The 26,476-nt window shown below is 42.1% G+C and carries 20 protein-coding genes; 9 read left to right on the top strand and 11 right to left on the bottom strand.

Features of this window, described 5'->3' with window-relative positions; translation table 11 throughout:
* Nucleotides 1-27 precede the first annotated feature (27 nt).
* Nucleotides 28-936: a glycine betaine ABC transporter substrate-binding protein gene (locus tag H6G14_RS15955; protein ID WP_190568337.1), complete on the top strand. Its 909-nt coding sequence runs from the start codon at nucleotides 28-30 to the stop codon at nucleotides 934-936.
* 127 nt (nucleotides 937-1,063) lie between these two features.
* On the opposite strand, the gene H6G14_RS15950 is transcribed toward H6G14_RS15955, so the two are convergent.
* From H6G14_RS15950 to ribBA, 5 genes are all read right to left on the bottom strand, one after another.
* A complete protein-coding gene (locus H6G14_RS15950) occupies nucleotides 1,064-1,879 on the bottom strand; it encodes a GDSL-type esterase/lipase family protein (protein WP_190568336.1) in 816 nt (271 codons plus the stop codon).
* 101 nt (nucleotides 1,880-1,980) lie between these two features.
* The gene (locus H6G14_RS15945; RefSeq protein WP_199326185.1) at nucleotides 1,981-3,333 is read right to left on the bottom strand and encodes an ammonium transporter; all 1,353 of its coding nucleotides are present in this window, start codon (nucleotides 3,331-3,333) and stop codon (nucleotides 1,981-1,983) included.
* A 457-nt stretch (nucleotides 3,334-3,790) separates the two neighbouring features.
* Nucleotides 3,791-5,347, bottom strand: coding sequence for an ammonium transporter (locus H6G14_RS15940; protein ID WP_190568334.1), 1,557 nt, complete (start codon nucleotides 5,345-5,347; stop codon nucleotides 3,791-3,793).
* 422 nt (nucleotides 5,348-5,769) lie between these two features.
* Nucleotides 5,770-7,236, bottom strand: a complete 1,467-nt coding sequence (locus H6G14_RS15935) for an ammonium transporter (RefSeq protein ID WP_190568365.1) — start codon at nucleotides 7,234-7,236, stop codon at nucleotides 5,770-5,772.
* Nucleotides 7,237-7,972: 736 nt separating this feature from the next.
* Nucleotides 7,973-9,655, bottom strand: coding sequence for a bifunctional 3,4-dihydroxy-2-butanone-4-phosphate synthase/GTP cyclohydrolase II (gene ribBA, locus H6G14_RS15930; RefSeq protein ID WP_422394077.1), 1,683 nt, complete (start codon nucleotides 9,653-9,655; stop codon nucleotides 7,973-7,975).
* Between the two features lie 481 nt (nucleotides 9,656-10,136).
* Here ribBA and argC point away from each other — a divergent pair, with 481 nt between their 5' ends.
* Nucleotides 10,137-11,195, top strand: a complete 1,059-nt coding sequence (gene argC, locus H6G14_RS15925) for an N-acetyl-gamma-glutamyl-phosphate reductase (RefSeq protein ID WP_190568332.1) — start codon at nucleotides 10,137-10,139, stop codon at nucleotides 11,193-11,195.
* 129 nt (nucleotides 11,196-11,324) lie between these two features.
* Here argC and eno read toward each other — a convergent pair whose 3' ends face one another.
* On the bottom strand, nucleotides 11,325-12,614 hold the full coding sequence (eno, locus tag H6G14_RS15920) for a phosphopyruvate hydratase (protein WP_190568331.1): 1,290 nt from the start codon (nucleotides 12,612-12,614) through the stop codon (nucleotides 11,325-11,327).
* Nucleotides 12,615-12,878: 264 nt separating this feature from the next.
* Here eno and H6G14_RS15915 point away from each other — a divergent pair, with 264 nt between their 5' ends.
* The gene (locus H6G14_RS15915) at nucleotides 12,879-13,721 is read left to right on the top strand and encodes a LolA family protein (RefSeq protein WP_190568330.1); all 843 of its coding nucleotides are present in this window, start codon (nucleotides 12,879-12,881) and stop codon (nucleotides 13,719-13,721) included.
* Nucleotides 13,722-13,811: 90 nt separating this feature from the next.
* On the opposite strand, the gene thiD is transcribed toward H6G14_RS15915, so the two are convergent.
* From thiD to H6G14_RS15900, 3 genes are all read right to left on the bottom strand, one after another.
* On the bottom strand, nucleotides 13,812-14,657 hold the full coding sequence (gene thiD / locus H6G14_RS15910) for a bifunctional hydroxymethylpyrimidine kinase/phosphomethylpyrimidine kinase (RefSeq protein WP_190568329.1): 846 nt from the start codon (nucleotides 14,655-14,657) through the stop codon (nucleotides 13,812-13,814).
* An 84-nt stretch (nucleotides 14,658-14,741) separates the two neighbouring features.
* Nucleotides 14,742-16,355 (bottom strand): hypothetical protein, encoded by a 1,614-nt coding sequence (locus H6G14_RS15905; RefSeq protein ID WP_190568328.1) that lies wholly within the window; start codon nucleotides 16,353-16,355, stop codon nucleotides 14,742-14,744.
* A gap of 172 nt (nucleotides 16,356-16,527) precedes the next feature.
* On the bottom strand, nucleotides 16,528-16,959 hold the full coding sequence (locus tag H6G14_RS15900) for a hypothetical protein (protein WP_190568327.1): 432 nt from the start codon (nucleotides 16,957-16,959) through the stop codon (nucleotides 16,528-16,530).
* 126 nt (nucleotides 16,960-17,085) lie between these two features.
* On the opposite strand from H6G14_RS15900, the gene H6G14_RS15895 reads away from it, so the two are divergent.
* Nucleotides 17,086-18,933: a S8 family peptidase gene (locus tag H6G14_RS15895; protein WP_190568326.1), complete on the top strand. Its 1,848-nt coding sequence runs from the start codon at nucleotides 17,086-17,088 to the stop codon at nucleotides 18,931-18,933.
* A gap of 81 nt (nucleotides 18,934-19,014) precedes the next feature.
* The gene (locus tag H6G14_RS15890) at nucleotides 19,015-19,251 is read left to right on the top strand and encodes a hypothetical protein (protein ID WP_190568325.1); all 237 of its coding nucleotides are present in this window, start codon (nucleotides 19,015-19,017) and stop codon (nucleotides 19,249-19,251) included.
* A gap of 47 nt (nucleotides 19,252-19,298) precedes the next feature.
* Here H6G14_RS15890 and H6G14_RS15885 read toward each other — a convergent pair whose 3' ends face one another.
* Nucleotides 19,299-19,616 (bottom strand): thioredoxin family protein, encoded by a 318-nt coding sequence (locus H6G14_RS15885; RefSeq protein WP_190568324.1) that lies wholly within the window; start codon nucleotides 19,614-19,616, stop codon nucleotides 19,299-19,301.
* Nucleotides 19,617-20,776: 1,160 nt separating this feature from the next.
* Nucleotides 20,777-20,920 carry a hypothetical protein gene (locus H6G14_RS15880; RefSeq protein ID WP_190568323.1) on the bottom strand — a complete coding sequence of 48 codons (144 nt, stop codon included), beginning with the start codon at nucleotides 20,918-20,920 and terminating at the stop codon, nucleotides 20,777-20,779.
* 621 nt (nucleotides 20,921-21,541) lie between these two features.
* Between H6G14_RS15880 and H6G14_RS15875 the strand changes: the two genes are divergently transcribed.
* The 4 genes from H6G14_RS15875 to H6G14_RS15860 all read left to right on the top strand — a co-directional run bounded on the left by H6G14_RS15875 (nucleotide 21,542) and on the right by H6G14_RS15860 (nucleotide 26,472).
* On the top strand, nucleotides 21,542-21,760 hold the full coding sequence (locus H6G14_RS15875) for a hypothetical protein (protein WP_190568322.1): 219 nt from the start codon (nucleotides 21,542-21,544) through the stop codon (nucleotides 21,758-21,760).
* An 8-nt stretch (nucleotides 21,761-21,768) separates the two neighbouring features.
* Nucleotides 21,769-24,270 (top strand): cell division protein HetF, encoded by a 2,502-nt coding sequence (gene hetF, locus H6G14_RS15870; RefSeq protein ID WP_190568321.1) that lies wholly within the window; start codon nucleotides 21,769-21,771, stop codon nucleotides 24,268-24,270.
* A gap of 196 nt (nucleotides 24,271-24,466) precedes the next feature.
* Complete coding sequence (locus H6G14_RS15865) at nucleotides 24,467-25,834, top strand: sensor histidine kinase (protein ID WP_190568320.1); 1,368 nt, start codon at nucleotides 24,467-24,469, stop codon at nucleotides 25,832-25,834.
* Nucleotides 25,835-26,016: 182 nt separating this feature from the next.
* Entirely contained in the window at nucleotides 26,017-26,472 is a 456-nt protein-coding gene (locus H6G14_RS15860; protein WP_190568319.1) for a DUF2141 domain-containing protein, read from the top strand.
* Nucleotides 26,473-26,476 lie beyond the last annotated feature (4 nt).

Here is a 26,476-nt window from a genome sequence, read left to right as displayed (position 1 = left end):
AAGAAAATCTTTTTCCAGTTATTCAGTATGAAAAAATTTTTAATATTTTTCTTATTGTCTTTGGCTTTTGTGCTGGCGATCGCTAGTTGTAGTCCCAGCACAAATACAAATATTGGTGATATTATTGTAGCCTCTAAAGATTTTACCGAACAAGATATACTAGGTGAAATTTTAGCGCAACAAATTGAAGAAACTACTAACTTAAAAGTATCTCGCCGTCCCCGATTAGGAGGCTCTTTTGTTTGTCATAATGCGATTCTTGCTGGCAAGATAGATGCTTATATTGAATATACTGGCACCGCTTTTACTGGTATATTAAAACAACCAGTAATTAATAATCCTCAAGTAGTTTACGAGAAATTAAAACAAGCTTATAGTCAACAGTTTCAACTAGAGGTAATGCCTAGCTTAGGTTTTGAAAACACATTTGCTATCATTGTCCGTGGTGAAGATGCTAGGCGCTATAACATCCAAACTCTCACAGATGCGGCTCAATATACACCCCAATGGCGCGGCGGCTTTGGCTACGAGTTTTTAGAACGAAAAGATGGTTTTCCTGGTTTAGCAAAAACTTACGGTTTCAAGTTTACTAAACCACCGCAAATTATGGACTTGGGTTTAATATATCGTGCCTTAATTCAAAAACAAGTTGATATGGTAGCAGGTAACTCGACAGATGGACAAATTGCTCGTTTAGGTTTAGTTGTTCTCAAAGATGATCAACAATACTTCCCTCCTTATGAAGCAACACCAATTGTCAGACAAGAAACCTTAAAAAAATATCCCCAATTAAAAACAGCGATCGCTCAATTAACTGGTGAAATTTCTGCTGATGAAATGCGACAACTCAATTATTTAGTTGAAGGCGAATTACGAGACATAAAAGAAGTAGCAAGGAATTTCCGTAAATCAAAAGGACTACTCAAAACTTTCTAAAGAAAATTGCTGTGTTGAGACTTTCCCAGAGTCAAGTCGCTTCGCTCCAATTCAAAATTCAAAATTCAAAATTCAAAATTAAAGACAGCCACCCACAAGAGGCGGGACTTGAACCCAACAAGCATTTTCATTTGTCTACCCTCTGTTGATAAACTTGTAACGCCGTGCGCCAAACCACATAACCTGCTGGGCTTAGGTGTAAGCCATCAGTGGTAAACTCTGGGCGGATATTGCCTTTTTGGTTAGTAAACAAGGGATACAAATCCAGATATGTAACACTTTGTTTAGTAGCTATGCTTCGTAATTGCTGATTTAACTTTTGAATACGGCTGTTGGGAATAGCTAGAAGTTTTTCTTTTCCTTCCCAGGTTGCATCTTCTGCCCCATGAGGCAAAATTGACTGGACAAAAATTTTAGTTTTGGGGTGAGTTTTTCGCAGGTAACGGAGAATTTGTTGCTGATTATCTAAAATGACTTCATCATTTACCCCACGAATTAAGTCATTAATGCCAATCATGACAAAAATTGTCTCTGGTTGAGTCTTGTCAAAAAGATTCAATCTTTGTAATAATCCCCCACTGGTTTCGCCAGAAATTCCCTGATTGAGCCAGTTTCTATCTTCTGGTAATAATTCGACGGGAAACCACAGACTTAGAGAATCCCCAGCCATTATACTTAAGCGCTGGGGACGTTTTTCGGCAGCAACGTTGGCTTCTTGTTTGAGAATATCTACCCACTGTTGGTAATTGAGTTGGTGACGGGGGCCTAACTCTGGTGCAACAGCTTGGGGTTGACTAACTGGAACTGAGAGGGGTGCATTACTGGAAAAGACGGACAATTTCTGCTGTTGCCAAATTAGCAAGATGACAGCCAGCATCAGTATACCGTTGGATACCAGTGAGAAAAAAGCCCAAACAGGAAAGTGTTTTGCAGAAGTTGACACGACTAGCGACATCTACCAATGATTTGACTCAGATTTTAAATCGGTATTTCTTATTAGTCATTAGTCGGTCGTCAAAACATTTTTGGGCTGTAACTAAATTTCTACGGTACGATGCGATCGCTAAACTCGGAGTTGTATGCTTCTTCTCCGTGTTCGTTGATATCTAAACCTTGATATTCGGCTTCTTCTTTGACACGTAAGCCAACGGTAGCATCAATAATCTTCAAGATTATCCAAGTACCGGCTGCTGCAATTACATAGGCGATGACAATCGCGGCCAATTCTACACCTAGTTCACCAAAATTACCCTTGAGTACGCCGTTTTTACCGCCTGAGTTAACTTCGGCGGTGGCAAAGAAGGCTGTGAGAATTGCGCCAACTGTTCCACCAACACCATGCACCGGGTAGGTATCTAAGGCATCATCAACATTTAACTTGTGCTTGAAACTTACGGCATAGAAGCAAACAAAAGCTGTGATAAAACCTATCAAAATTGACGCTAGAGGGGTGACAAAGCCGGCGGCTGGGGTAATCCCTACTAAACCAGCAACTGCGCCTGTGGCTGCACCTACGGCGGTGGGTTTACCGCGTAATACTCCTTCTAGAATTAGCCACATTAAAGCCCCGGCTGCGGCTGAAGTGTTGGTGGCAACGAAGGCAGTTGTGGCTGGATTAGTGATGAAATTGCCAGAAGTGCTGCTAGCAACAGATAAGGCACTCCCAGCATTAAAACCGAACCAGCCAAACCATAGCAAACCAGCACCCAACAAAATAAATGTTACGTTGTGGGGAGGGCTGAGGCGATCGGGATGGGTTTTTCTTGGCCCCAGGATGATTGCGGCCACAAGGGCAGAAACCCCAGAGCTAATGTGAACTACTGTACCACCGGCGAAGTCGAGCGCGCCTAAGCCGCCATATAAACCTAAGAATCCACCTTTTGCCCAAACCATGTGGGCTAGAGGCGTGTAAACAAAGGTTGACCACAGTAGCACAAATAGGCAATAGGCACGGAAACTCATCCGTTCGGCGATCGCACCAGAAATTAAGGCTGGGGTGATAATGGCAAACATGGCTTGATATATCATGTATGCCTGATGGGGAATCGTCCCGGCATAAGAAACCACATTCGCCGGCTCTGAACCTTGCAGATAACCTGTGGTTTCTAGTCCCACACCGTTTAACCCAAACCACTGTAAGCCACCAATAAAGGGCAGCCCTGGGGCAAACGACAGACTATAACCCCATAAAACCCAGGTAACGCCCACGATCGCCATCAATACAAAACTCATCATCAATGTATTGAGAATATTGCGCGATCGTACAAATCCACCATAAAAAAACGCCAATCCTGGTGTCATCAGTAAGACTAGGGCTGATGAAATCAGCATAAATGCTGTATCTCCTGTATCAGCAGGTGGAGCCGTAGCTGGGGCTTGCGCCCAAGCACTACCCATGACAGGACTTATCAGCAGTAGTAGGGTAATCACCCCAATTATCAAAATTTTCTGAAACACGTTTATTTCTTACTCCCTAATGATCAGTAACCTTGTATACTTAGTTACATTTCATTACTTTTAGCCAAAGATTTTTGTCTTGCAAGCTACTCTGATTTATCTTTCCACAAATTTTAATCAAAAAATAATTCTTTTTGGAGATGCTATTAATCAGCTAGTGTGTTCTGTTAAATTATGTACTCATTAATTAACCTCCTCAGTATTCATAGAAATCCAGATTAAAAAACCCCAGTTTCACCAAGAAACCGGGGTCATAGACTCTAACTAGAGGATTTATAGCCGTAGCCAGATAGATTAGGAGATCAAGCTAAGATAAAACCCTGACAATAAAAGGCTTTCAAGTCTGTCAACAGACAACCGTCAACCGCTATCTTAGGTAGTTGTGTAATCTTCCCCTTTAATAGCCGTCAGATGTCTTGCCTTCTGCAAATCCACCAGGGCTAGCTTCTTTCAGGAATCCACTGTAGGCTTCCATACCGTGTTCACCGATATCCAAGCCTTCTAATTCTTCTTCCCTAGTAACTCTAATACCCAAGGTGGCTTTTAATACTAGCCAGAAAATGCTACTGACAAGTACAGTCATACCGCCTACTGCGGCAGCACCTAAGAATTGAGTAATCAACTGTCCTAAGCCGCCACCTGCAAATAAACCCTTGGCTGGGCCAAGACCCTCACCATACCAGGAGTAAACACCAGGGCCAACCGACCACAAACCAACTGCCAGAGTACCCCAAACACCACAAACAAGGTGAACTGAAGTCGCTCCTACTGGGTCATCAATACCTAGTTTGTCAAAGAAAGTCACAGAGAAAACTACTATGACTCCGGCAATCAAACCGATAATAATAGAGCTAGGAATGCTGACATAAGCACAAGATGCAGTAACACCAACTAAACCAGCCAAAATGCCATTGATAATCATTGACAGGTCTGGTTTACCTAAGTACAGCCAAGCGGTAGCAGTAGCAGCAATACCACCAACGGCACCAGCCATGTTAGTTGTTAAGGCAATGTGAGTAATAGCATTGGGGTCAGCAGCCATCACAGAACCAGGGTTGAAACCAAACCAACCTAACCACAGAATCAAGCAGCCTAAGGTAGCAATACTCATGTTGTGACCAGGTAAAGCCACAACTTGCTTGTCTTGATATTTACCAATACGGGGACCCAGAAATGCAGCTCCCATCAAAGCTGCCCAACCGCCAACTGAATGAACCACTGTAGAACCAGCAAAGTCCCAAAAACCAGCCTTGGCCAACCAACCCGCGCCCCAAATCCAGTGTCCGGTAATGGGGTAGGCGATACCTACAAGTAAAAGGCTGAAAATCAAGAAGTCAACAAACTTAATTCTTTCGGCAACTGCGCCAGACACAATTGTTGCCGCAGTTCCAGCAAACACCAACTGGAATAAGAATTTTGCGGCTAAAGGTACGCCAGCCCAACTTAAAGCACTGAACACACCTTTATAAGCATCACCTGTTGCCGGGCTGTTATCTTCTCCTGTGAGAAACAACCCATTGAAGCCAATGAAATCATTGCCATTACCGAACATTAACCCAAAACCGATTGCCCAAAAAGCAACGGTTGCTAAGGCAAAAACAATCAGGTTTTTAGCTAAAACGTTAACAGCATTTTTCTGACGACAGAAGCCAGTTTCTAACATACCAAAACCAGCATTCATAAAGAATACTAGAAAGGCGGCGATCGCTACCCATAGGGTGTCAAGCGCAACTTTTAGTTCTGCTGTTGTCGGCCCTGCTGCTGGGGCTTGAGCAACTGCCACATAACTCCAAGCCAAAACAATCAAACAAGCCAGGGGTATACAAGCTTGCCAACTGGGAGAGAGTTTTTTGACTAGATTAAATATCTGGATTTGCGAGTTAGATTGTCTATTTTTAGCGTAATTTCTGGTAGAAAAGCGCCTATTTTTTGTTCTTGATTTCTGTTGGTACATGAGTCCGAATTGCTAACCTTCCAACTATCTTTAACAGCAAAAGAAAGTAATGAGTACTGAGCTCCTAGTTCGTAGACTCTTTCTCATCAGTTCTTGTGTGAGGAGTTTACAAAGCAAGACTACTTAGGTGAAATTAAGTGGTTATTTGCTATTCTTTATTGACATCACAAATTTACAAATGGGGAATTTAACCGACCTAAGTAGGAGTTTAGAAAATTGATGGCACTTTTGTAAATATTATTTTCAGAAATTCTGAAAAGTTTATTATAGATTCTTTTTCAAATTATTCATGTCTCCTTCATTGAGTCTTTAATTAACAAAATTTGATGATTTCAACGGGCGATCGCCTCAAATTGTCAATATCATTTCCAAGAAACTTCTGTAAAGATTGGTCACAAAAAATATCGAGCAAATTTGCCATTTTATTCCCCCTCTAAAGTTTTATTTTCAGAAATTTTTGTCTGGTCTTGTAGTTTGCTTACCTCTTCAACTGAGTAAACATCAGGCCACACTGAAGCACCATGTTCATAAGCATCAATGCCAATACGATCAGCCTCAGCATTAACACGTAAGTATCCCACAGCTTTGAGTCCACCATACATCAGAAAGGCAAAAGCGACCGTGAAAACCGTAATCGCCACTATCCCCAGCATTTGGATACCTAGCAAATCAAACCCACCACCTAGTAATAGTCCTGCTTTTTGATTAAGGGTGAGTTCCTCTTGTCCTAAAAAGCCTATGGAGAGAGTACCCATCATGCCACTGATACCGTGGACAGAAAATGCTCCCACTGGGTCATCGATGTGGAGTGACTCAATTAAACTCACTCCTAATACAACGGAAATTCCCCCCGTTAAACCAATTAGTACAGAAGCCCAAGGAGCCACATAAGCACAAGGTGCTGTAATTGCGACTAAACCAGCTAGAGAACCATTGAGACAGTAAACTAAATCCCACTTACCTGTACGAACGTACAGAAAAATTAATGCTGCTAGTGCGCCTGCACCTGCTGCTAATGTGGTGTTGATAGTTACTAACCCAATCAACCCAGGATTAGCAGTACCAAGGGTTGAACCAGGATTAAAGCCATACCAGCCAAACCAGAGTATCATCGTTCCCAAAGTTGCCAAGGCTAAGTTATGGGCTGGTGGTAATTTTCCCCAAGGAGGACGTTCGGGACGAGGCCCAAGTAAATATGCCCCCACTAGTGCTGTCCAGCCACCCACAGTATGAACAACCGAACCACCGGCGAAATCATGGTAACTGAGTTTGCCTAACCAGCCATTGGAGTTCCAAGCCCAATGCACGATAATTGGGTAGCTAATAGCACCCATGATCGCACTATAAATTAAGTCACCTATAAAGTCGGTTCTGCCAGCCATTGAACCAGTAGTAATGGTACTGGCGGTAGCAGCAAAGGCAAACTGGAAAAAGAACAAAGTATAGGTGTTGATAGCAGCTGTAGAACCTGGTGCGCCTAATGGGTAGCTACCATCAGCACCCGGTAACTGGCTGAGAAAGAATGTATCTATACCAAACAAACCACCTGCACTTGTACCAAATGCGATACCAAAACCCACCGCCCACCACGCCAAAACTGTGACAGCAGCGTCAATGAAATTTTCTAGTAGGGTATTAACTACACTTCTTTGGCGAACTAAACCTGCTTCTAACATGGCGAAGCCGGTTTGCATGAAAAATACTAAAAACCCAGAAAGTAATACCCAAGTAGTATCAATGGAAATTTGCAGTTTGATGGTAGTTTCTGATAGAGATTCTAGGGTAGGAGTATCTGCCGCTTGCACAATCGTCGGTGCAAAAACAGCAAATACCATCGAGCCAATCGCTAACACCAATAGGCGTTGCCAGGGTCGAATATGCCTATTCACCAGCTTATTTTTTCCTGTGTTTATAGCCATAATTGATGTTAGTAGTAGCAGACTTACCCTTTGTTTTTAGGCGAACTAAATAACGTAGACAAGATTTGGTCAAAATTTTTATTGAGGTTTCCCGAAAATTACCACAACTTCTCATCTCAAGAATCAAAATCTGAGGTTTAAGAAATTGCGTGACTAATTTCTGTTATGAAAGTTGCTGTTCGGTTAACTTATCAATAAATTTGATTGATTGTCTATTTACTTAAACATTAATTCTGTATTAGTTAATACATTTTTTCCGTTTAGAGATATTTTATGTGCCATGCCTGGTCAAATTAAATACGGAAATTCTCTGTAAAGTCAACGTTTCACCATAATCAACTTTCATTGGATAGAGAATTATTAAGTTTAAATAAAAAAAATAAGTTTCTGTTAATGACTCCGAGACATATAGTGTTTACTAGTCTGCTAAAGTACAAATTCATCTGTGTACCCTGCTGGAAGACTTCGTCAACATCTACGTTTACCTATGTTTAATTATTTTGGTTTGAGTCCAAACCAGAAGTGTTGAATGTTAAGATTTTGAGGATATTGCTCAAGTTGTGAATTGATATTGGTGATACCAAATTCAAGTAGTTAATGACTTTATTGTCAATAGACAAGCAAATTTTTCTAGGTAGAACACAAAGATTGTGAAGTTGTGTTGCGAGATTCAACACTTCTGAGTCCAAACGTATGGCGAACCAATTTATTCTTCCAGTTCTTTACTCAAGCTATAAATTTTTTGTGTCTCCAAGTCACTACCCACAGAGGAAGGCAATTTATCGGCTGCAATCGTTTGCCGATCTAATTGGACTTGCAAATTACTGAGGGGATCGCTACCTGAAGAAATCAAAAATTCAAGTTTTTGGACGTAAGGTAAAGTTGCGAGGTTATCCAAAATTGGCAAAATTGCTTGTAGGTAAGGATGACCGCTTTGGCTATACCAATCACAGCTAGCGACTTGTTCTTGGTCGAAACCTAAGTGTACTGTCAAGGATGGCTTGTCGAAAACAGCGATCGCCAATGGTCGAGCTTCTTCCTGTAACAATAAATCATAGCCTCTAACTAAATGCCGCAGTTTTTCTAAACGTTCATAGCGTTTTGTCACCAATTGTGGGTCATCTTGCCAGTGAATAGCTACAGTTACTAAGTAAGTCTGCAACAGCATATGACCGAGTTTTTTCGCCTTGGTCGCTAAGTAGTAAGAATTATAATCGTTGGCTTCAATTAGTAATGGCAGGCGATCGACTACTTCCAATCCATACCCCTTAACCCCGGCAATTTTCCGGGGATTATTGGTAATCAGGCGAATCTTTTTCACGCCCAAATCCATGAGTATTTGCGCTCCCATACCATAATCACGTAAGTCGGCGGGGAAACCCAAGCGCTCGTTTGCTTCTACCGTATCCAATCCCATATCTTGTAAGGAGTAGGCTTTGAGTTTGTTAATCAAGCCAATTCCTCTTCCTTCTTGCCGTAGGTAGACAACTACACCTTGACCCGCAGTTTCAATCATTTTCAAGGCAGCTTGTAACTGCATCCGGCAATCGCAGCGCAAAGAACCCAAAGCATCACCTGTTAAGCATTCCGAGTGCATCCGCACCATCACAGGTTCATCTCGAAAATTCTCTGGATTGCCCTTGACAATAGCAACGTGTTCTGTATTGTCGAGGGTGTGACGATAGGCGTAGATGTCAAACTGACCGAATTGACTGGGTAGTTTGGTGACTACTTCACGATATACCAGGCGATCGTTTTGTAGGCGATAACTAATTAAATCGGCAATACTAATAATTTTTAGGTTGTGGTTTTTGGCATAGTCAATTAATTGCTGTAACCTTGCCATTGAACCATCGGGGTTTTGAATTTCACAAATCACCCCAGCCGGATACAATCCAGCCAAGCGAGACAAATCAACAGCCGCCTCTGTATGTCCAGCGCGTTTGAGTACTCCGCCAGCTTTAGCTCGTAAAGGAAAAATATGACCAGGGCGACGCAAATCTGAAGGTTTTGTGGCCGGATTGAGCGTGATTTGAATTGTCCGCGCCCTGTCTTCGGCTGAGATACCAGTAGATACTCCTAAATGGGGGCTAGCATCAATACTGACAGTAAAAGCTGTTTGGTTGGGATCGGTGATATTTGTCACCATTAATGGTAGATCGAGTTCATCGAGGCGATCGCCTGTCATTGCTAAACAAATCAATCCTCTTGCTTCCACCGCCATAAAATTAATCATGTCAGGTGTGGCAAATTGAGCAGCACAAATCAAATCGCCTTCATTTTCTCGGTTTTCATCATCTACCACTACAATGGCACGACCGGCTTTTAAATCTGATAAGGCAGCATCAATAGAATCAAACATAAACTTTTCGGTTGAAGAGGCAAATATTTGAGGAACAACACCCGTGCCAGGGTTCTCCCCGTTTAGGGGATTAGCGGAGGACTGCTGTGTATTTTTAGGTTGTGACACAGAGGATTTTGAGCCAGTGATAGTAAATTTTCTTTACAATTTCTTATTCTAAATTGTAGCTCGTTTATACGGCGGAGATATAGACTAGCAATGTTTTGATAACAAGGAGAAATGTCTGTCGCTAAAATTCCCTTTCGTGTTGGCTGTTAACAGTTGACGGTTAACTGTCAACTGTCAACTGTGAGCAAACCGTACTTACTAGAGTCCCTGAGTGCTGAGTTCCTGTTGTAACACTAAATACTACAAGTGATTAATTTCGGGTTTTGAGCCAAAATTCTGCACACTACTCAACTCTAGCCATCCCTAAAGGAACTCAGTATACATAACTCATTGCTCACCATAAGTTCTATAGTTAATAGCTAATCACAGATTCACCAAAAGCGGATAAGGACTTGATAAGATGGGCAATTTTGGGCGCGTACCCGTTGGGATTGTTGGCGCGTCAGGCTATGGTGGGGTGCAGTTAGTCCGATTACTGATGGATCATCCAGAAGTCGAACTAGTTTATTTAGGTGGTGAGAGTAGTGTAGGTAAATCTTTCGCATCTCTCTACCCCCATTTAGCTCATGCAGTTAAATTATCAATTGAAGAAGTAGACCCAGAAGTTATTGCGCGTCGCTGCGAAGTAGTATTTCTCTCGATGCCAAATGGTTTGGCTTGTCGATTTGTGCCAACATTGTTGGAAAAAGGCTGTAAAGTACTGGATTTGAGTGCAGACTATCGATTCCGGAACTTGACAACTTACACCACTTGGTATGGTGTGGAGAGGAGCGATCGCACGACAGCCGACACCGCCGTGTATGGTTTACCTGAACTGTACCGCGATCGCATCTCTGAAGCCCAATTAGTCGGTTGTCCCGGTTCCTACCCCACCGCTAGCCTCTTAGCATTATCGCCACTGTTAAAACAAGGGTTAATCGTCCCGGAAACCGCTATTGTTGACGCTAAATCTGGCACATCTGGCGGCGGGAGGGAGGCCAAAACTTATTTATTACTAGCAGAAGCAGATAATTCTCTTGCCCCTTATAGTGTCGTTCGTCACCGTCACACACCAGAAATCGAGCAAATTTGTAGTGATTTAGCAGGACACGAAGTGACAGTCCAATTTACGCCACATCTCATCCCCATAGTGCGCGGAACCTTAGCAACTGTATACGCTACCCTCCGCGATCCTGGTTTAGTCGGAGATGATTTAACTACTATTTATACAGCATTTTACCGTAATTCCCCTTGGATAAAAGTCTGTGAAAGTGGTATTTATCCCCAAACCAAATGGGCTGCGGGCAGCAATCTTTGTTATATCGGTGTAGAAGTTGACCCGCGTACTGGCCGGGTAATTGTCATGTCAGCCATTGACAACCTAATCAAAGGCCAAGCGGGTCAAGCAATTCAGTGTCTCAACATCATGATGGGTTGGGATGAGACATTGGGTTTACCGAAGATGGGGTTTTATCCGTGATTGGGTATTGGGTAATGAAAGAGGATTGAATTTGTCCCCAGTTCAAGGCAAAAGGCAAAAGTAAAAAGAAAAAATCTTTTACCTTTTTACTTTTTACTTTTTACTTTTTTTGTCCCTAATCCCCAGTCCCTATTTCGGCCCTAAACCCACAGCCCCAGCATAAACAGCGCGATCGCCTAATTCATCTTCAATACGTAGCAAGCGGTTGTATTTGGCTACCCGTTCACTACGACAGAGGGAACCAGTTTTGATTTGACCTGCACGGGTAGCAACGGCTAAATCAGCAATGGTGGTGTCTTCTGTTTCACCAGAACGATGGCTAATGACTGAACGGAAACCGTTACGAGTTCCTAAGTCGATGGTTTCTAGGGTTTCAGTCAAGGAACCAATTTGATTGAGTTTAATCAAAATGGCGTTACCTGCTTTTTCTTGGATGCCTTTTTGTAAGCGGGTAGCGTTTGTTACAAACAAGTCATCGCCCACTAACTGCACCCGTGAACCGACTTTTTGGGTGAGTAATTGCCAATTTTGCCAATCTTCTTCGTGTAAGCCATCTTCAATGGACACAATTGGGTATTGATCAACCAACTGCCCTAAGTAATCGATAAACTCGGTTGGTGCATGGGGTCTACCATCATAGACATACTGCCCTTCCTTATAAAATTCACTAGCCGCCACATCTAACGCTAGGGCTACTTGTTCCCCTGGCTTGTATCCTGCTTTTTCAATGGCTGCAACTAGCAATTCCAAGGCTACCTGATTGGATTCCAAGTTAGGTGCAAAACCACCTTCATCGCCTACACCTGTCAGCAAGCCCTTATCATGCAGCACTTCACTGAGGGTAGCAAATACCTCAGCACCCCAACGCAGGGCTTCCCGGAAAGAAGTTGCACCCACAGGAACGATCATAAACTCTTGGAAATCCACGTTATTAGCAGCGTGCGCCCCGCCGTTAATCACGTTCATCAAAGGCACAGGCAACAAATTCGCCAAAGGGCCGCCTAAGTAACGATATAGGGAAATCCCCAAAGATGCTGCCCCGGCTCTAGCAGCTGCCAAAGAAACGGCTAAAATCGCATTTGCACCCAAATTTGATTTGTTACCAGAACCATCAAGGGCAATCATTGTGCGGTCGATGAGTTCTTGGTTAATAGCATCCAAATCAATTAATTTTGGGGCTAGTACTTCATTCACGTTGTGTACAGCCTTGAGTACCCCTTTACCGCCGTAACGGCTTTTATCTTTGTCCCTGAGTTCATGGGCTTCAAATGTGCCTGTGGAAGCGCCGCTAGGAACTTGTGCCAAGCCGACAGCACCGCTTAATAAATGTACTTCCGCTTCTATTGTTGGTCTACCGCGTGAGTCGAGAATTTCGCGGGCGACAATTGCCTCAATGGCTGTATCGACAATATTACTCATTGATCTATTCGTCTCCTTCTTACCGTTGATCGCACACAATCGAATGCTTCAACCCCATCGCTAGCATAGGCGCTGAGGCGACTTATTGGCTGAGATTAAATGAAGATTTCCAAAGATTGGGTAAGTCTATGCCCAATGCACGAACTTTGGATTTTGAATTATTTTTTGGCCAATAGTCAATAGCCAATAGTTAGTAGTCAATTTTTTAACTGGAGATAATTTTGGCAGCGAGTAAAATCGATTACAGTCAAATGAGGAATACTCATGAAATTTACTTTAAAAGCGATCGCCTTTTTTACTGGTCTGGCTATGTTCGGGGAAGCAGCAAATGCTGTTCAATTACGTCTACCCCAGCAGCCTCTCAATTATGTTACCAGCATCAGTCAAGCTACAGAACCGTTAGATTTATCTTTACTAGCGAAAAGTGTTACCAATCTCTTACAAAGCGATCGCCATCAAACTGATTCCCAGATAGAATTTAAAGTGGGTAGTAAAGGTACTGAGACGACAATTTACCTGCAAAGCAAAATGATTACCCAGTCAGGGAAAAAGTTTCGGGCTGAAGTCGCTTATACAAAGCCAGGAGAAGCTGCCAAAACGGGAAATTTAGTTATTTCTGACGGTAAACAAGTGTGGATTTACCGCTCCGATTTGCGACAATACTCTGTTACTTCCTATCAAGATTTTAAAGACTCCAGCGACTGGGTTTTAATTGGTATCTCCTCTTTTGTTTTTCTAGATTTCCCAGAGGAAGACAGAAAAGTTGTTGTTGATGGTAACTTATCAGACAAAAATGTTTTGACATACCTTGGCTTGGTTAGTAATGGCGAACTCAAGGGAGAAACACGTAATTTTGATGGTCAAACAGCTTATGTGTATGACTACAAAGACCCAAAAGACGGATTTACGTTAAGCGCCTTCGTCAATCCTGAAACAGCTATTCTCCAGCAAGTACAATTAGCTGGCAAATCAGAAGATTTAGATATTCTCTTAACCGAAAAAATCTTAAGTAAAACAGTAAATCCTACTATCAATGCCAATACTTTCCGATTTTCACCACCTCAAGGTACTCAAAGAGTGAAAACCCTCTCTATTAGCCCTTTGTGAGATGACTGGGGACAAAAAAAGTAAAAAGTAAAAAGGTAAAAGATTTTTTCTTTTGACTTTTGACTTTTGCCTTTTGACTTCCTCCCTTCCCTATACCCCTACACCCCTATACCCATCATTTTGTAACAACGGAAAGAAATGTCCTACTGGGCCTTGTCCTTGACCAATATTGAGGGAGTAAGTGAGTGCAGTAGTGACATATTCCTTTGCCTGGGTTACAGCTTGGTATAGATTTTGACCTTTGGCTAGATTGGAGGCGATCGCAGCTGATAAAGTACAACCAGTACCGTGAGTATTTTTGGTATCTACCCGCTTTGTTGTCAGGGTTTCTAGATGTTGTCCATCAAACCAAATATCTACACCACGGGCATTTCCCTGCATCCCTCCACCCTTTACTAACACAGCCTTTGCTTTTAAATTGCGGTGAATGACTTGAGCTGCTGCCCTCATATCATCTAGGGTATTTATCGGTAAACCGCTTAAAATTTGGGCTTCATACCTATTGGGTGTAATTATCGCCGCCAGAGGGATTAGTTGCTGGAGCAGAGTCTTGATAGCATCATCATCAATTAATTGCGCCCCAGTCCGTGAAACCATTACCGGGTCAACTACTAAGTTATTTATTTCTAAAGCCTCAACTTGCTGGGCAACGGTAGCGATAATTGCTTGATTAAGTAACATTCCCGTTTTCGCCGCCTGTACACCAATATCCTCCACAACGGCTTGTATTTGGGCTGCAACTGCCTCCGGTGCCATAGCATCAACTCTGGCTACTCCCAGGGTATTTTGTGCCGTGACGCAGGTGATAGCACTAGTACCGTGAACACAATGAAAGGCAAAAGTGCGTAAATCAGCTTGAATTCCTGCACCGCCGCCACTATCGGAACCGGCAATGGTCAATGCAACAGGAACCCTGGATATTGTTTCAGCATTCATAAAGTAAAGGGTATAAGGGTTTAGGGGTGTAAGGGTGTAAGTGAAGAATTTAGACTCTAGTTTTACCCCTATACCCCCATACCCCTACACCCCTTTTGCCAAAGGGTTTGGTTGAGGGTTTTGGGGTCTAGTTTGGGGTATAACCGTAAGATAAGGCTTGAGTGCAGTATCATCTACCCAACCAGAGTAATATTTTACCTTGGTAGATTTTGCAGACAAATCGAGTAATTCTAAATCACCGCGCATGGTATTCCAATTGATAGGAACCTCCGGTTGCAGTTGACCAAAACCAATACCCCTTGGGCCACCACCAGATAAATTCAGCGAAACTTCATCAAAGCCGCGTACAAAACGTTCTCCGTTCCAATTCCACTCAAAACCAGGCCAATCAACGGATGGTTTTCCTGCTGGTAGAGAACGCGGAAACTGATAAGTACTCGCGCCTTCTTCTAACTCCACCGTGAAGCCTGGGGAATATCTCACTTCATAACGTCCCTTTTGAGTCTGATAGTTGACGGGACTCCACCATAAAACCTCTATATCATCCCCGCCAGATAAAGATGCGGCTGGTGTTTTATTGGTCAAGGCGCTGTAAATTGGTAGTTTCTGGGGTAGTTTAGCCATTGCAGCAAATCGCCAACAAGACCAACTTTCAGGATTATCAGCAGTTTCCCACTTGACTTGACAAATACCGTTGGCAGTACTAACCCAAAGTTTGTCATTTTCTAATCTGAGTTTGTCAGGAATTGCCCCAACAATCGGGCTGTTATTGACAGTGTAAGCAGTTAAAGAACCTGTATTGGGATTTTGAGAATCTGGGCGATAAGCTACCAGTCCTTGAGATGGAATGTAGAGATTTCCTTCACCACTAATATTAGTACCCATCCAAAATGTAGGATTATTAGCGTCGCCAGTGATGGCTAAGTCAGTAATTTGAGTAGACCAGAGTGATTCTGGTTGAATGAGGTTAAATTTATCGGTTTTTGGGTCATAACTGACGATAGTAGCAATGCCGTTATTGCCTTCGCCTTGTTCAAAAGCCACTGACCACCAAATACGGTCATTGTAAACACTAGCAGATGTAATTCGGGGGAAGCCTAATTGATTTCCTGTGGCAGAATACCCCGCTTTGACTGCTATTTCTTGTAAATCTTTTAGTGTATATAAGGTTTGTCTTTGGGTATTTTTTTCGTTGGGGTTAATTAACTCAAATACAACCGCGTCTTTTGCCGGGTCTGTTACATCCGTTCGTGAAATATTGTTGTTTTCTCCCAAGGTGAACTGCGGCTGTCTAACAACTCTATACTGATAATTTTTACCTTGAAAGTTAATATTTTTAAACTTTGGATTTACCAATTCTTGTGCAAAGGTGGCGTAATTATTTTCTGGTTGTAGTTCCTTGGTTAAAGTCCCAGATTGCACTGTCCAATTATTATTACCGCGACAGAAAACAAAATCCTGTTTTAAAGTCTGAAACTTAACTGTATCACCATCAGCTAAAATATTGCGGATGTGAAAATCAAACCTATCGTAGAAGCCTTCATCTTTGTTGGGTGCAGGTAAAGAAACTACTTGCGCCTGGGGACATTTTTCTATTTTAGCGTTAATATTATTTGCTGCTTGAGAGTTACTGTCAATATTAGTAGCACAACCACTCAGAAAGAAAATAACACCAAAACCCAGAATATTGGCTCGCATAAATTATTACCCTGCAATTATATATTATTGCTGTTAATGAGCTTTAATATTAACTACGCGATCGCCTGATGATTTTTCTGAATTATGCTCTGTAGTTACTGATAAATTAAACTAGAAAAATACAAGTATCAAAACTTATATTTTTCATATTAAATCAACGACTATATAATGATTAATTTTGTTCCCCAGGTAATTTCTGTAATACCCCCCGCAAAAACTTACCCCATTCTGTGGCTAAAGGAATTTCGGTAAATGGAACTAACACCGAACTAGCAGATTCAGTAAAATTAAACTTGAGTTCGATAGAACGACCCTTTTCTGGTGGTGCGTCTAAATTTACAACTTCATTATTTACCACAAGTTGAATATCTTGTACATCAAGTAGAGAAAAAGTTTGCAGTTGAATTAAACCCTTGGCTGTAGGTTTACCCCAGGTAATATCGTTATCTTTTTGACCCAATACGGCATAGATATCATACTTAGCCCGATCAAATTGCTCTGCCCAAATACGATAGGCTTCGACTTTTTGATATTCCTTTGAACCTTGCCAAGCTAACCAGAAAAAGATAATTAACAGTGGCAACCAGAAAAGACCACGTTCCATTGTTTAAATAATCCTATGTGCGAGATTTAACTAAAAACATTTAAGTAGATTACAAAGTACACCAATCAGGGACGCAGATAGGTTATCGTAGTGAGCAATAACTGGCAAAAAGCGTGATGAGTTGATATGAGAAGACTTATATTATTGTGCTTGTTTGTCATCGGGCTGGTATCTGCTGTATTCGGTTTCCTGAGTTTTCAGGGACTAGCAGCTAAAGGTGAATTCGAGACAATTTTGTTAGATTTTCGAGAAGATATTCCAGCCGAGGTGATCAAACAGGATTTACAAGCGATCGCTCAACAATACAACGTTACACCCCAATTAGATAATAAATTCTCAGAACAAGATCATGTTTATATTATCAAAGGCGATCGCCAGCGACTCAACGCGTTGCAAAAATCGTCCTTTGCTAAAGCCACAGAAATTATCGAGCCGAATTATATCTATAAGCTGACTCCACCAGCCAAACCAGTTTGGTTGGGACAAATTTTAGGAAACGAACAAAGCCAGGAGTTTAACCCCTCCTTAATTGGCCCCAACGACGAATATTACAGCAAACAGTGGAACCTCCACAAAATTGGTGTAGAAGGTGCTTGGACTCAAACCAAAGGTAGCGGCGTAACTGTAGCAGTCATCGACACTGGTGTTACCCAGGTGCGTGACTTACAAGAAACCAAATTTGTTCAAGGCTACGATTTCGTCAACGACAGAGTAGAAGCCACAGATGACAACGGACACGGTACTCACGTCGCCGGTACAGTCGCCCAAGCTACCAACAATAAATATGGGGTAGCTGGAGTTGCTTACGAAGCAAGCCTCATGCCCTTAAAAGTCCTGAGTGCTTACGGTGGCGGAACCGTTGCTGATATTGCCGAAGCCATTAAATTTGCTGTTGACAAAGGCGCAGATGTGATTAATATGAGCTTGGGTGGCGGTGGTGAAAGCCAATTACTCAAAGATGCTATCAACTATGCCCATAACAAAGGCGTAGTCATTATTGCGGCTGCGGGTAATGAAAATGATAGTTCCGCCTCCTACCCCGCCCGTTATCCCCATGTGATTGGTGTTTCCGCCTTTGGCCCCGACGGCGAAAAAGCCCCCTATTCTAACTTTGGTGCTGGCGTTGATATTTCTGCCCCTGGTGGGAGTGACGCAGGTGCAATTCTGCAAGAAACTATCAACGAACAAGGCGAAGGCGTGTTCCTGGGACTCCAAGGAACAAGCATGGCTGCACCCCACGTTGCTGGTGTCGCTGCTTTAATTAAAGCTAGTGGCTTAAAAGAACCAGACGCAATTTTAGAAGTACTCAAACAGTCGGCGCGAGTGATTCAAGACGATGGCTTAAACTACTACGGTGCTGGACAACTCAACGCCGAAGCCGCAGTTAAATTAGCAGCCCAAGGACAAATCAGCTTCCAAGATTTCTTCCGTTGGTTGCGAGATAACGGCTATCTCAACCCCCGTTTCTGGTTTGATGGTGGTGCTGTAGCACTATTGCCCAAAATCTTAATGGTGGTTGGTTCCTACCTATTAGCTTGGTTTTTACGAGTTTACTTACCCTTCCCTTGGAGTTGGTCTTTATCCAGTGGCTTGATTTTTGGTAGTTCTGGTCTATTCTTCCTCAAAGGAATCTATATCTTTGACCTACCCCAGTGGCCATTCCGAGTTTTGGGTAGTTCCATTCCCGAATTAGGCAACACCTTACAGGGAAGCGACGCTTTAAACCCCGTGTTTGCCAGTGTGTTGATTCCAATTGTGTTAATAGCTTTACTATTAGGTCATCCCAGTTGGAAATGGTTTGCCATCGGTTCAACTTTAGGTGTAGCGGCTTGTTTAACGGTTAGTGCAGTTTTAGACCCAGCAGTTTGGGGACTAAATGATGTGAACTTAGCCCGCATATTCCTAATTATCAACGCCTTACTATGTTATGCACTCGCTCGTTTAGCATTGAAAAACGAAGAGAAAACAGCGTAGAAGGGAGTGGGGTAAGAAAGCAGACAAGTATTATCTCTTCTTGCCCTCCTCATTTCCCCTATTCCCAACTCCCCAACTTTTATGAGTATCACAGTCACAGGCAAAATCGAACGCCGTAATCTTGGTACTGGCGCATGGGCGTTAGTCTCAGATAACGGCGTTACTTACGAAATTCTCAGAGGCGCGGACAAAGAATTACTCAAGGCTGGACAAAAAGCCAAGGTAAAAGGACAAGTACGCGAAGATGTCATGACTATCGCCATGATTGGCCCTGTCCTAGAGGTAAAATCTTTTGAAGTTCTAAGTGATGAGTCATGAGTGCTGAGTGAATTATCTCCCTCATCCCTCTCATATCCTCTACACCCCTAACTACTACTAGAATCAAGAACCTGCTGTAAGCGAGTTCTAAATTCACCTTTGGGATGACCTCCTTTAACTTCACCTTTGATGTTGAATTCTCCTTCAGGAGACTCGCAGATAATATAAGTAGGCCATCCCATTTCGTATTTATCGGGATACTGAGTTAGCAAAATCTTGCGATACTTGCGATAAGCCGCCGTATCTTGCATTTTGACATCAATAAATTGCAAGCCCAGTTCTTCAGCCACTTTTTGGTCATAGAAAGCCATTTTGTGGCAGATGCCGCACTCTTCGGAGGAAAACTTAATGACAGCTAAACTCATGTAGCTCTGTGTCTCTTGTTGATGTAGCCAATATTATTCAGCATAGCGCTTAGGCTACAGACATTAAACTATGACAGGTGTAAAAGTAAAATTTCTAGAGAAAAATTAAAATTTTGAGAGAATCTAGACATGAGCGCCTAGATATGCTCTCTCTGCACAAAAATCATAACTACTTGTGAACTAACATATAGAAATCAACTGGATTGATGGTAGAGTATACCAACGCATCACTCAAATAGGGTATTTTCTATCAAATTCTAGAGCGATCGCAGTCACAAAATAGGTAATCGAAAGGGTAGCATTTTTTTGGATTACTTATTTAATTTAAAAATAACAAAAGTAAGTTATAATTCCTAAGACTCAAGAAATTCTGGTCAAAAGATGGTGACATTCATCGCAATATTACTCCATCCGCGCTAGAATATAACTCCAATCTTGAGCTAAACTGTAGCCCTCAAGCAACTACCAATCCATAGGGCAAGCAAGCTAAAAGTTGATAAAAAAATCTCCTACCTACTATTAAGTAATGCAGGGGAGTTAGTTATCAAGGTGCATCTACCAATCACCAGTTAGTGTTAACCAAACTAGGGAGTTAGTTATTGAGGTGCATCTACCAATTAATTGTTCTATTTTGAAGTACAGTCTTCCGGATAAATTGCATCAAAGGTTTGCTGTAGTTCATTTCCAATAAAAAACCCCTAGTGGTGGCAGCCAGCTAGGGGAGTTAGTTATCAGGGTGCATCTACCAATTAGTTGTTCTACGATTCAACAGGATGTTCCGGATGAAATTGTCACAAATGAAGTTGCTTTTTTACCAAAAAAAAGCCCTTAAAAGTGGCAGCCACTGGGGAGAGTTATTTATTAGGGTACGTTCATCAAAATAATGGGTTTTGCATCAGCAATTAGTATATTTTCAACGATATTATGATCAATGAAGTTACTGATTGCTAAACATAAAAAAGCCCCCAGTCGGTGTTAGCCAGCTAGGGGAGTTAGTTATCAGGGTGCATCTACCAATTAATTGTTCTACCCATATTCAGCCAATTCCGGATGAATTCGCATAATTATGATTGTTGCTTGGTAAACATAAAAAAAGCCCCCAGTCGGTGTTAGCCAGCTAGGGGAGTTAGTTATCAGGGTGCATCTACCAATTAATTGTTCTAACCATATTCAGTCAATTCCGGATGAATTCCCATAATCATGGTTGTTGCTTGGCAAACATAAAAAAAGCCCCCAGTCGGTGTTAGCCAGCTAGGGGAGTTAGTTATCAGGGTGCATCTACCAATTAATTGTTCTACCCACATTCAGCCAATTCCGGATGAATTTGTACAATGATGCAGGCTATTTATAAACATAAAAAAAGCCCCCAGTCGGTGTTAGCCAGCTAGGGGAGTTAGTTATCAGGGTGCATCTACCAATTATTTGTTCTACCCATATTCAGCCAATTCCGGATGAATTCGCATAATTATGATTGTTGCTTGGTAAACATAAAAAAAGCCCCCAGTCGGCGTTAGCCAGCTAGGGGAGTTAGTTATCAGGGTGCATCTACCAATTAATTGTTCTAACCATATTCAGCCAATTCCGGATGAATTCGCATAATTATGATTGTTGCTTGGTAAACATAAAAAAAGCCCCCAGTCGGTGTTAGCCAGCTAGGGGAGTTAGTTATCAGGGTGCATCTACCAATTATTTGTTCTACCCATATTCGGCCAATTCCGGATGAATTCGCATAATTATGATTGTTGCTTGGTAAACATAAAAAATCCCTAGTCTATATTTGTCAACTAGGAAATTAATGATGAAACTTTTTTAAAAGTTAGACAAAATAGTTATTAGTTCAGGTCTGTCTTAGAGAATTGGTAAATTTTCCCTGCCCAAGACAGTAGAATAATCTAAGTATATGCTAGTTATAGAAAAAACCCCCAGTGGCTATCAACCAACTAGGGGAGTTAAAGATCAAGGTGCATCTACCGTTAAACTGTTCTGGGCAGATGCTAACCAATCCGGATAAAGTTGTAGATGTAGAATCAGCAAAACCTTTGAGTGGAGAAACATTCAATGGCTTGCTACATCTAGATTTACAGGAAAAGAGGGAAATCGAATTGAAACTTTGGTGTTTCAAACTAGATTTAGGAGGCAGATAGGAGAAGTTGTGTCCCAGGAATTTCACATTTCTGTAACCCCAGTAGGGCAGAATGACTACTTGGTGCGGACGGAAGAAGTCGCGCCTGGGGTACCTTTGGCAGAAGAACTGGTGACATGGCCTGTAGCTGATTGGTTGGCGGCGGCTGGGCATTTGATGAATGACCCATTGAAATCAGTTTTACAGGGAGATGCGTTTCTTTCTATGGGGCGGGAAAGTACGATCGCTCGCAATTCTGTTAATTTAGTAGCATTAGGTCAACAATTATATAATGCACTGTTTCAAGGTACTCTCAGAGATAGCTTGATTACAGCCCAAGGTATTGCTCAAAACCACCAACAAGTACTACGTTTACGGTTGGGTCTCAAGGATACTAGGTTAGCACGTCTGCCGTGGGAAGTGATGCACGCAGGCGATCGCCCCCTAGCAACAGGCCCTTATATTGCTTTCTCTCGCTACCAAAGCGGTATTTCCCCGACTTCCCGTTTACCTTCAGCCAGCAGACTCAAGATCCCGGAAGATGGGGTTGTGAGAGTTTTAATGATTCTCTCATCACCCACAGACCAAGCGAGTTTGGATCTGCTGAAACAAGAATCTATTCGACTGCAAGCAGAACTACATCGTCAGTTACCCAGATCAATCGAAGGTGGTAATTATCTCCCAGAAATTGATCTCACCCTCCTCAACCAGCCAGGGAGAGAAGAAGTAACCCAGGCTTTAGAACAAGGCAGATATCATGTTTTACACTACTCTGGTCACAGCAATTTAGGGCCGAATGGTGGGGAAATTTATTTGGTCAGCAGCCGGACTGGCTTGACAGAAACTCTATGTGGCGACGATTTAGCGGGTTTGTTGGTTAACAATAATATCCAAATGGCGGTGTTTAACTCCTGTTGGGGTACCTACACCGCTAGCTTTGATAATAGTGGCGACACAGGAGAACGCAACCTTACAGATAGCCTAGTTAAACGGGGTATTCAAAGCGTTTTGGCTATGTCGGAACGTATTCCTGATGAAGTGGCGCTGACTCTCACACAATTGTTTTATCGAAACTTGAGTCAAGGATATCCTGTAGATTTATGTGTGAGTCGGGTACGTCAAGGATTAATTTCCGCCTATGGTTCACACCAGCTTTACTGGGCATTACCAATTTTATATCTCCAACCGGAATTTGACGGTTTCCTTAGCCCCAAACTCTCTGCGGCTACAAGTGTTGGTTCACTGGATGAATATAGTTCATCTTTAGCAGCCAATACCGCATCTACTTACTCTGGTGTGCTGGATGATGGGGAAATGTCTTTACCAATTGAGGATATGATGCCCTCTGGTTTAGTGCATGACTCTTCAGGAGTGGACTGGTTAGGGGAAGAAACTTGGGGCGATCTCGTGGATGAGATTGAGTATGACGACCCAAGTTATGCCGAAGATTCGGCTTTTGTTTCTGATATATTTCGCCAACTAGACCAGCAGAGTATGGGAGATGAGGAACCTGATTTACCTCCAGAAGTTAGACAACCTTTGCCAGATAGTCATATAGAACGGCCGATTACAACTGCACCAAGGGAAGATTTATCCAGAATTGTACCTCCCGTAAATAATCATACTGCTCCAAACCTGAACCAAGAATTAGAAAATCTCCGCCTCCTGGCATCGAGAAATCGTGTCCGTCGCCAGCGTTGGCAGATTTTGGGGATGATTGGGGTCGGTGCGATCGCCACTATACTCATTTTTAGTTGGTGGCAAAGTCGTCAGACACAAGTGGTACGTGACATACCCCCCATCCCCACCCAATCTTTACCAGTTGAGACTCAGACCCCAACGGATTTACGACAAATGTCTACGGGAATGGTGACAGCCACCGCCACAGAAAAATTGAATCAAGGTGATTTGGAACCAGGATTAGCAGCTGTAGAAGAATTACTCAATCGCAACGCACTAAAACCCGCCCAAGCAGCATTACAATTAATTCCTGCCAACCAAGAAAAACGGGCATCAGTTAACTTTCTCAAAGGAAGATTAGCTTGGCAATCTATCCAAACAGGAGATAAAAAATACAGCATTGATGATGCCCGTCGTTATTGGGAAATAGCGGTGAAAGCTAACCCAAACTCACTTTTATATACAAATGCTTTAGGATTTGCTTATTATGCCGAGGGTAATATCAATCGAGCCAATGACTCTTGGTTTCAAGTATTAAATCTAGCACTTAAACAAGGAAATGTTGCTTATGCTGCCGAAATTACCCCTAGAGCAGATGTGCCAATAGAGGCTTTAACCGCCTATGCTGGTTTAGCATTGGGAATGTATAAAAATGCTCGGAATTTCCCTCCTGGTAAACAAGCGCAATATATAAATGAAGCCCTCAAATTGCGGCAAACAGTTTTAGAAAAAGATCCTATCAATTTTCAGCTAGACGAATTGAGCAAAAATTGGCTATGGACAGAAAATAGTCTCCGAGACTGGCGATCGCTTCTGCAACAAAAAAGCCCCAAGCAAAGTAGAGGAAGATGAGGGATTGGGGGGTAACTGACAACTGAAGTAGATAAAGATTTCGTAAAGCGCGGGCTGGATCGTCGCTATTGTGAAAATTTGTAAAAGTACTTTGGGAAAACTAGGTATGGGGATACTGCTTTTTTGGTAATTGGCTGGACTGTAATTGTTCGGAGTGGAAAGTAGCAAAAATACCTGAAGCCAAAGGAACACAATTATGCTCGCTAATCAAAGCGTGAAAAATGGTCATGACTTGAGCTTGCAATTAGATTCTACGTTACAAGAATTACCTGCGTGGGATGTTGAGGTAGAAATTCATCTTCCAGGTAACAAATTGATTAGCCTTTTTGAGCATGAGCCTTTATTGCCAGGAATTATTTTGACTGATAATCAACAATTTGTAGGGATGATTTCACGGCAGAGATTTTTTGAGTTTATGAGTCGCCCTTACAGTTTTGGCTTGTTTTCGATGCGCCCGATTGAAAGTCTCTACAATTTTCTCCAACCACAAGTTTTGATCTTTTCTGCACATAAGTTAGTTACAGAAACTACACAAGAAGCATTGCAGCGATCGCCTAAACTTGTCTATGAACCAATTTTAGTAAAAAGTCTATCGGGAAAGTATAAGGTACTTGATTTCCATCAGTTGCTTTTAGCTAACTCCCAAATTCATACTCTCACCCTAGAAAAACTACAACACGTCAAAAAACAATCACGAATAGCTAAGGCAGGATTTCGTGACCTGCAAAATAACTATACTCAACTATTGCAAAATGAGAAAATGGCGGCTTTAGGTCAGTTAGTCGCAGGTATTGCTCATGAAGTTAATAATCCCATCAACTTTATTGCTGGTAATCTTGTCCACACTATTGACTATACCCAGCAATTACTCAACCTCATCAATTTATACCAAAATAATTATCCCCATCCTGTAGAGGAAATTACAACTGCGATCGCGGAAAGTGAACTGGGCTTCATTACCCATGATTTACCTAATTTGCTAACTTCTATGCGGAGTGGATGCGATCGGATTGTACAAATTGTTCGCGCTTTACGCAATTTCTCCCGTCTGGATGAATCTGAGAGAAAATTGGTGGATATTCATGAAGGGATTGATAGTACTCTGCTAATTTTACAAAGTCGGCTCAAAAACCCAAACATTACTCACCCTATCAACATTATCAAAGAATATGAGAACCTGCCTCTAGTTGATTGCTATGCTGGTTTACTCAATCAAGTATTTATGAATCTTCTCAGCAATGCCATTGATGCCTTGGAAGAATCTATGGTCAAATATTCGGGAATGATAACTAAGCCACAAATTATCATTCGGACAAAAATTATCGATGATCAGCAAGTAGTAATTCGCATTGCTGACAACGGGATAGGAATTCCAGAAGAGGTAAAACAGCGATTGTTTGATCCATTTTTTACTACTAAGCCGGTAGGTAAAGGTACTGGTTTAGGGTTATCTATCTGCCATCAGATTATCGTTGAGAAACATGGTGGACAGATTGATTGTGTATCTAATTTAGGACAAGGAGCCGAGTTCATTATTAAAATTCCGCTCAAATTTAAAGTATAGCTGTTGACGGTTGACAGACTTGAAAGTCTTGTGTTGTCAGGGTTTTATCTTGGCTTGATGTCCCAATCTATCTGGCTACGGCTATATTTCGCAATTAAATCAATATTTTTATACAAAAAACTTGCGTATATTGACTGAACCATGTCAGGATCAATCTGCATAAACCAATAAAGTAATATCCTATGAGAAAAAAATGGGCATTTAGCCTCATACTGCTGACAACTTTGGGAAATTTAACTTGGTTAGGGAGTGCCAGGGCTAATTTTAATGGCAGACTGACTGTAGAAATTGATGGGTTAAAAAACAAACAAGGACAAGTCTGCGTCAGCATATTTACTAGTAGCCAAGGATTTCCCGGTGACCGCAAACGGGTGTTCGATAGGCAGTGTACTCAGATTAACGAAACACCCTTGAAACTTACTTTTAACAACTTAAAAGCAGGGACTTACGCTGTAGCAGCAATTCAAGACTTGAATGGTGATGGCACTCTTAACCGCAATGACTTAGGTATGCCTGTAGAACCCTTTGGGTTTTCTCGCAACCCGGAAGTTCGCACCAGCGCCCCCAAATTTGGAGATGCAGCTTTTATTTTGGCAGGCAGCAACACTACTATTCAAGTCCAGATGAAAAAGTTGTGAGTGA

Source organism: Nostoc parmelioides FACHB-3921, assembly GCF_014696625.1.
Lineage (GTDB): Bacteria > Cyanobacteriota > Cyanobacteriia > Cyanobacteriales > Nostocaceae > Trichormus > Trichormus parmelioides.
The sequence above is the reverse complement of the archived record's forward strand: the minus strand, read 5'-3'. Positions and strand labels throughout refer to the sequence as shown.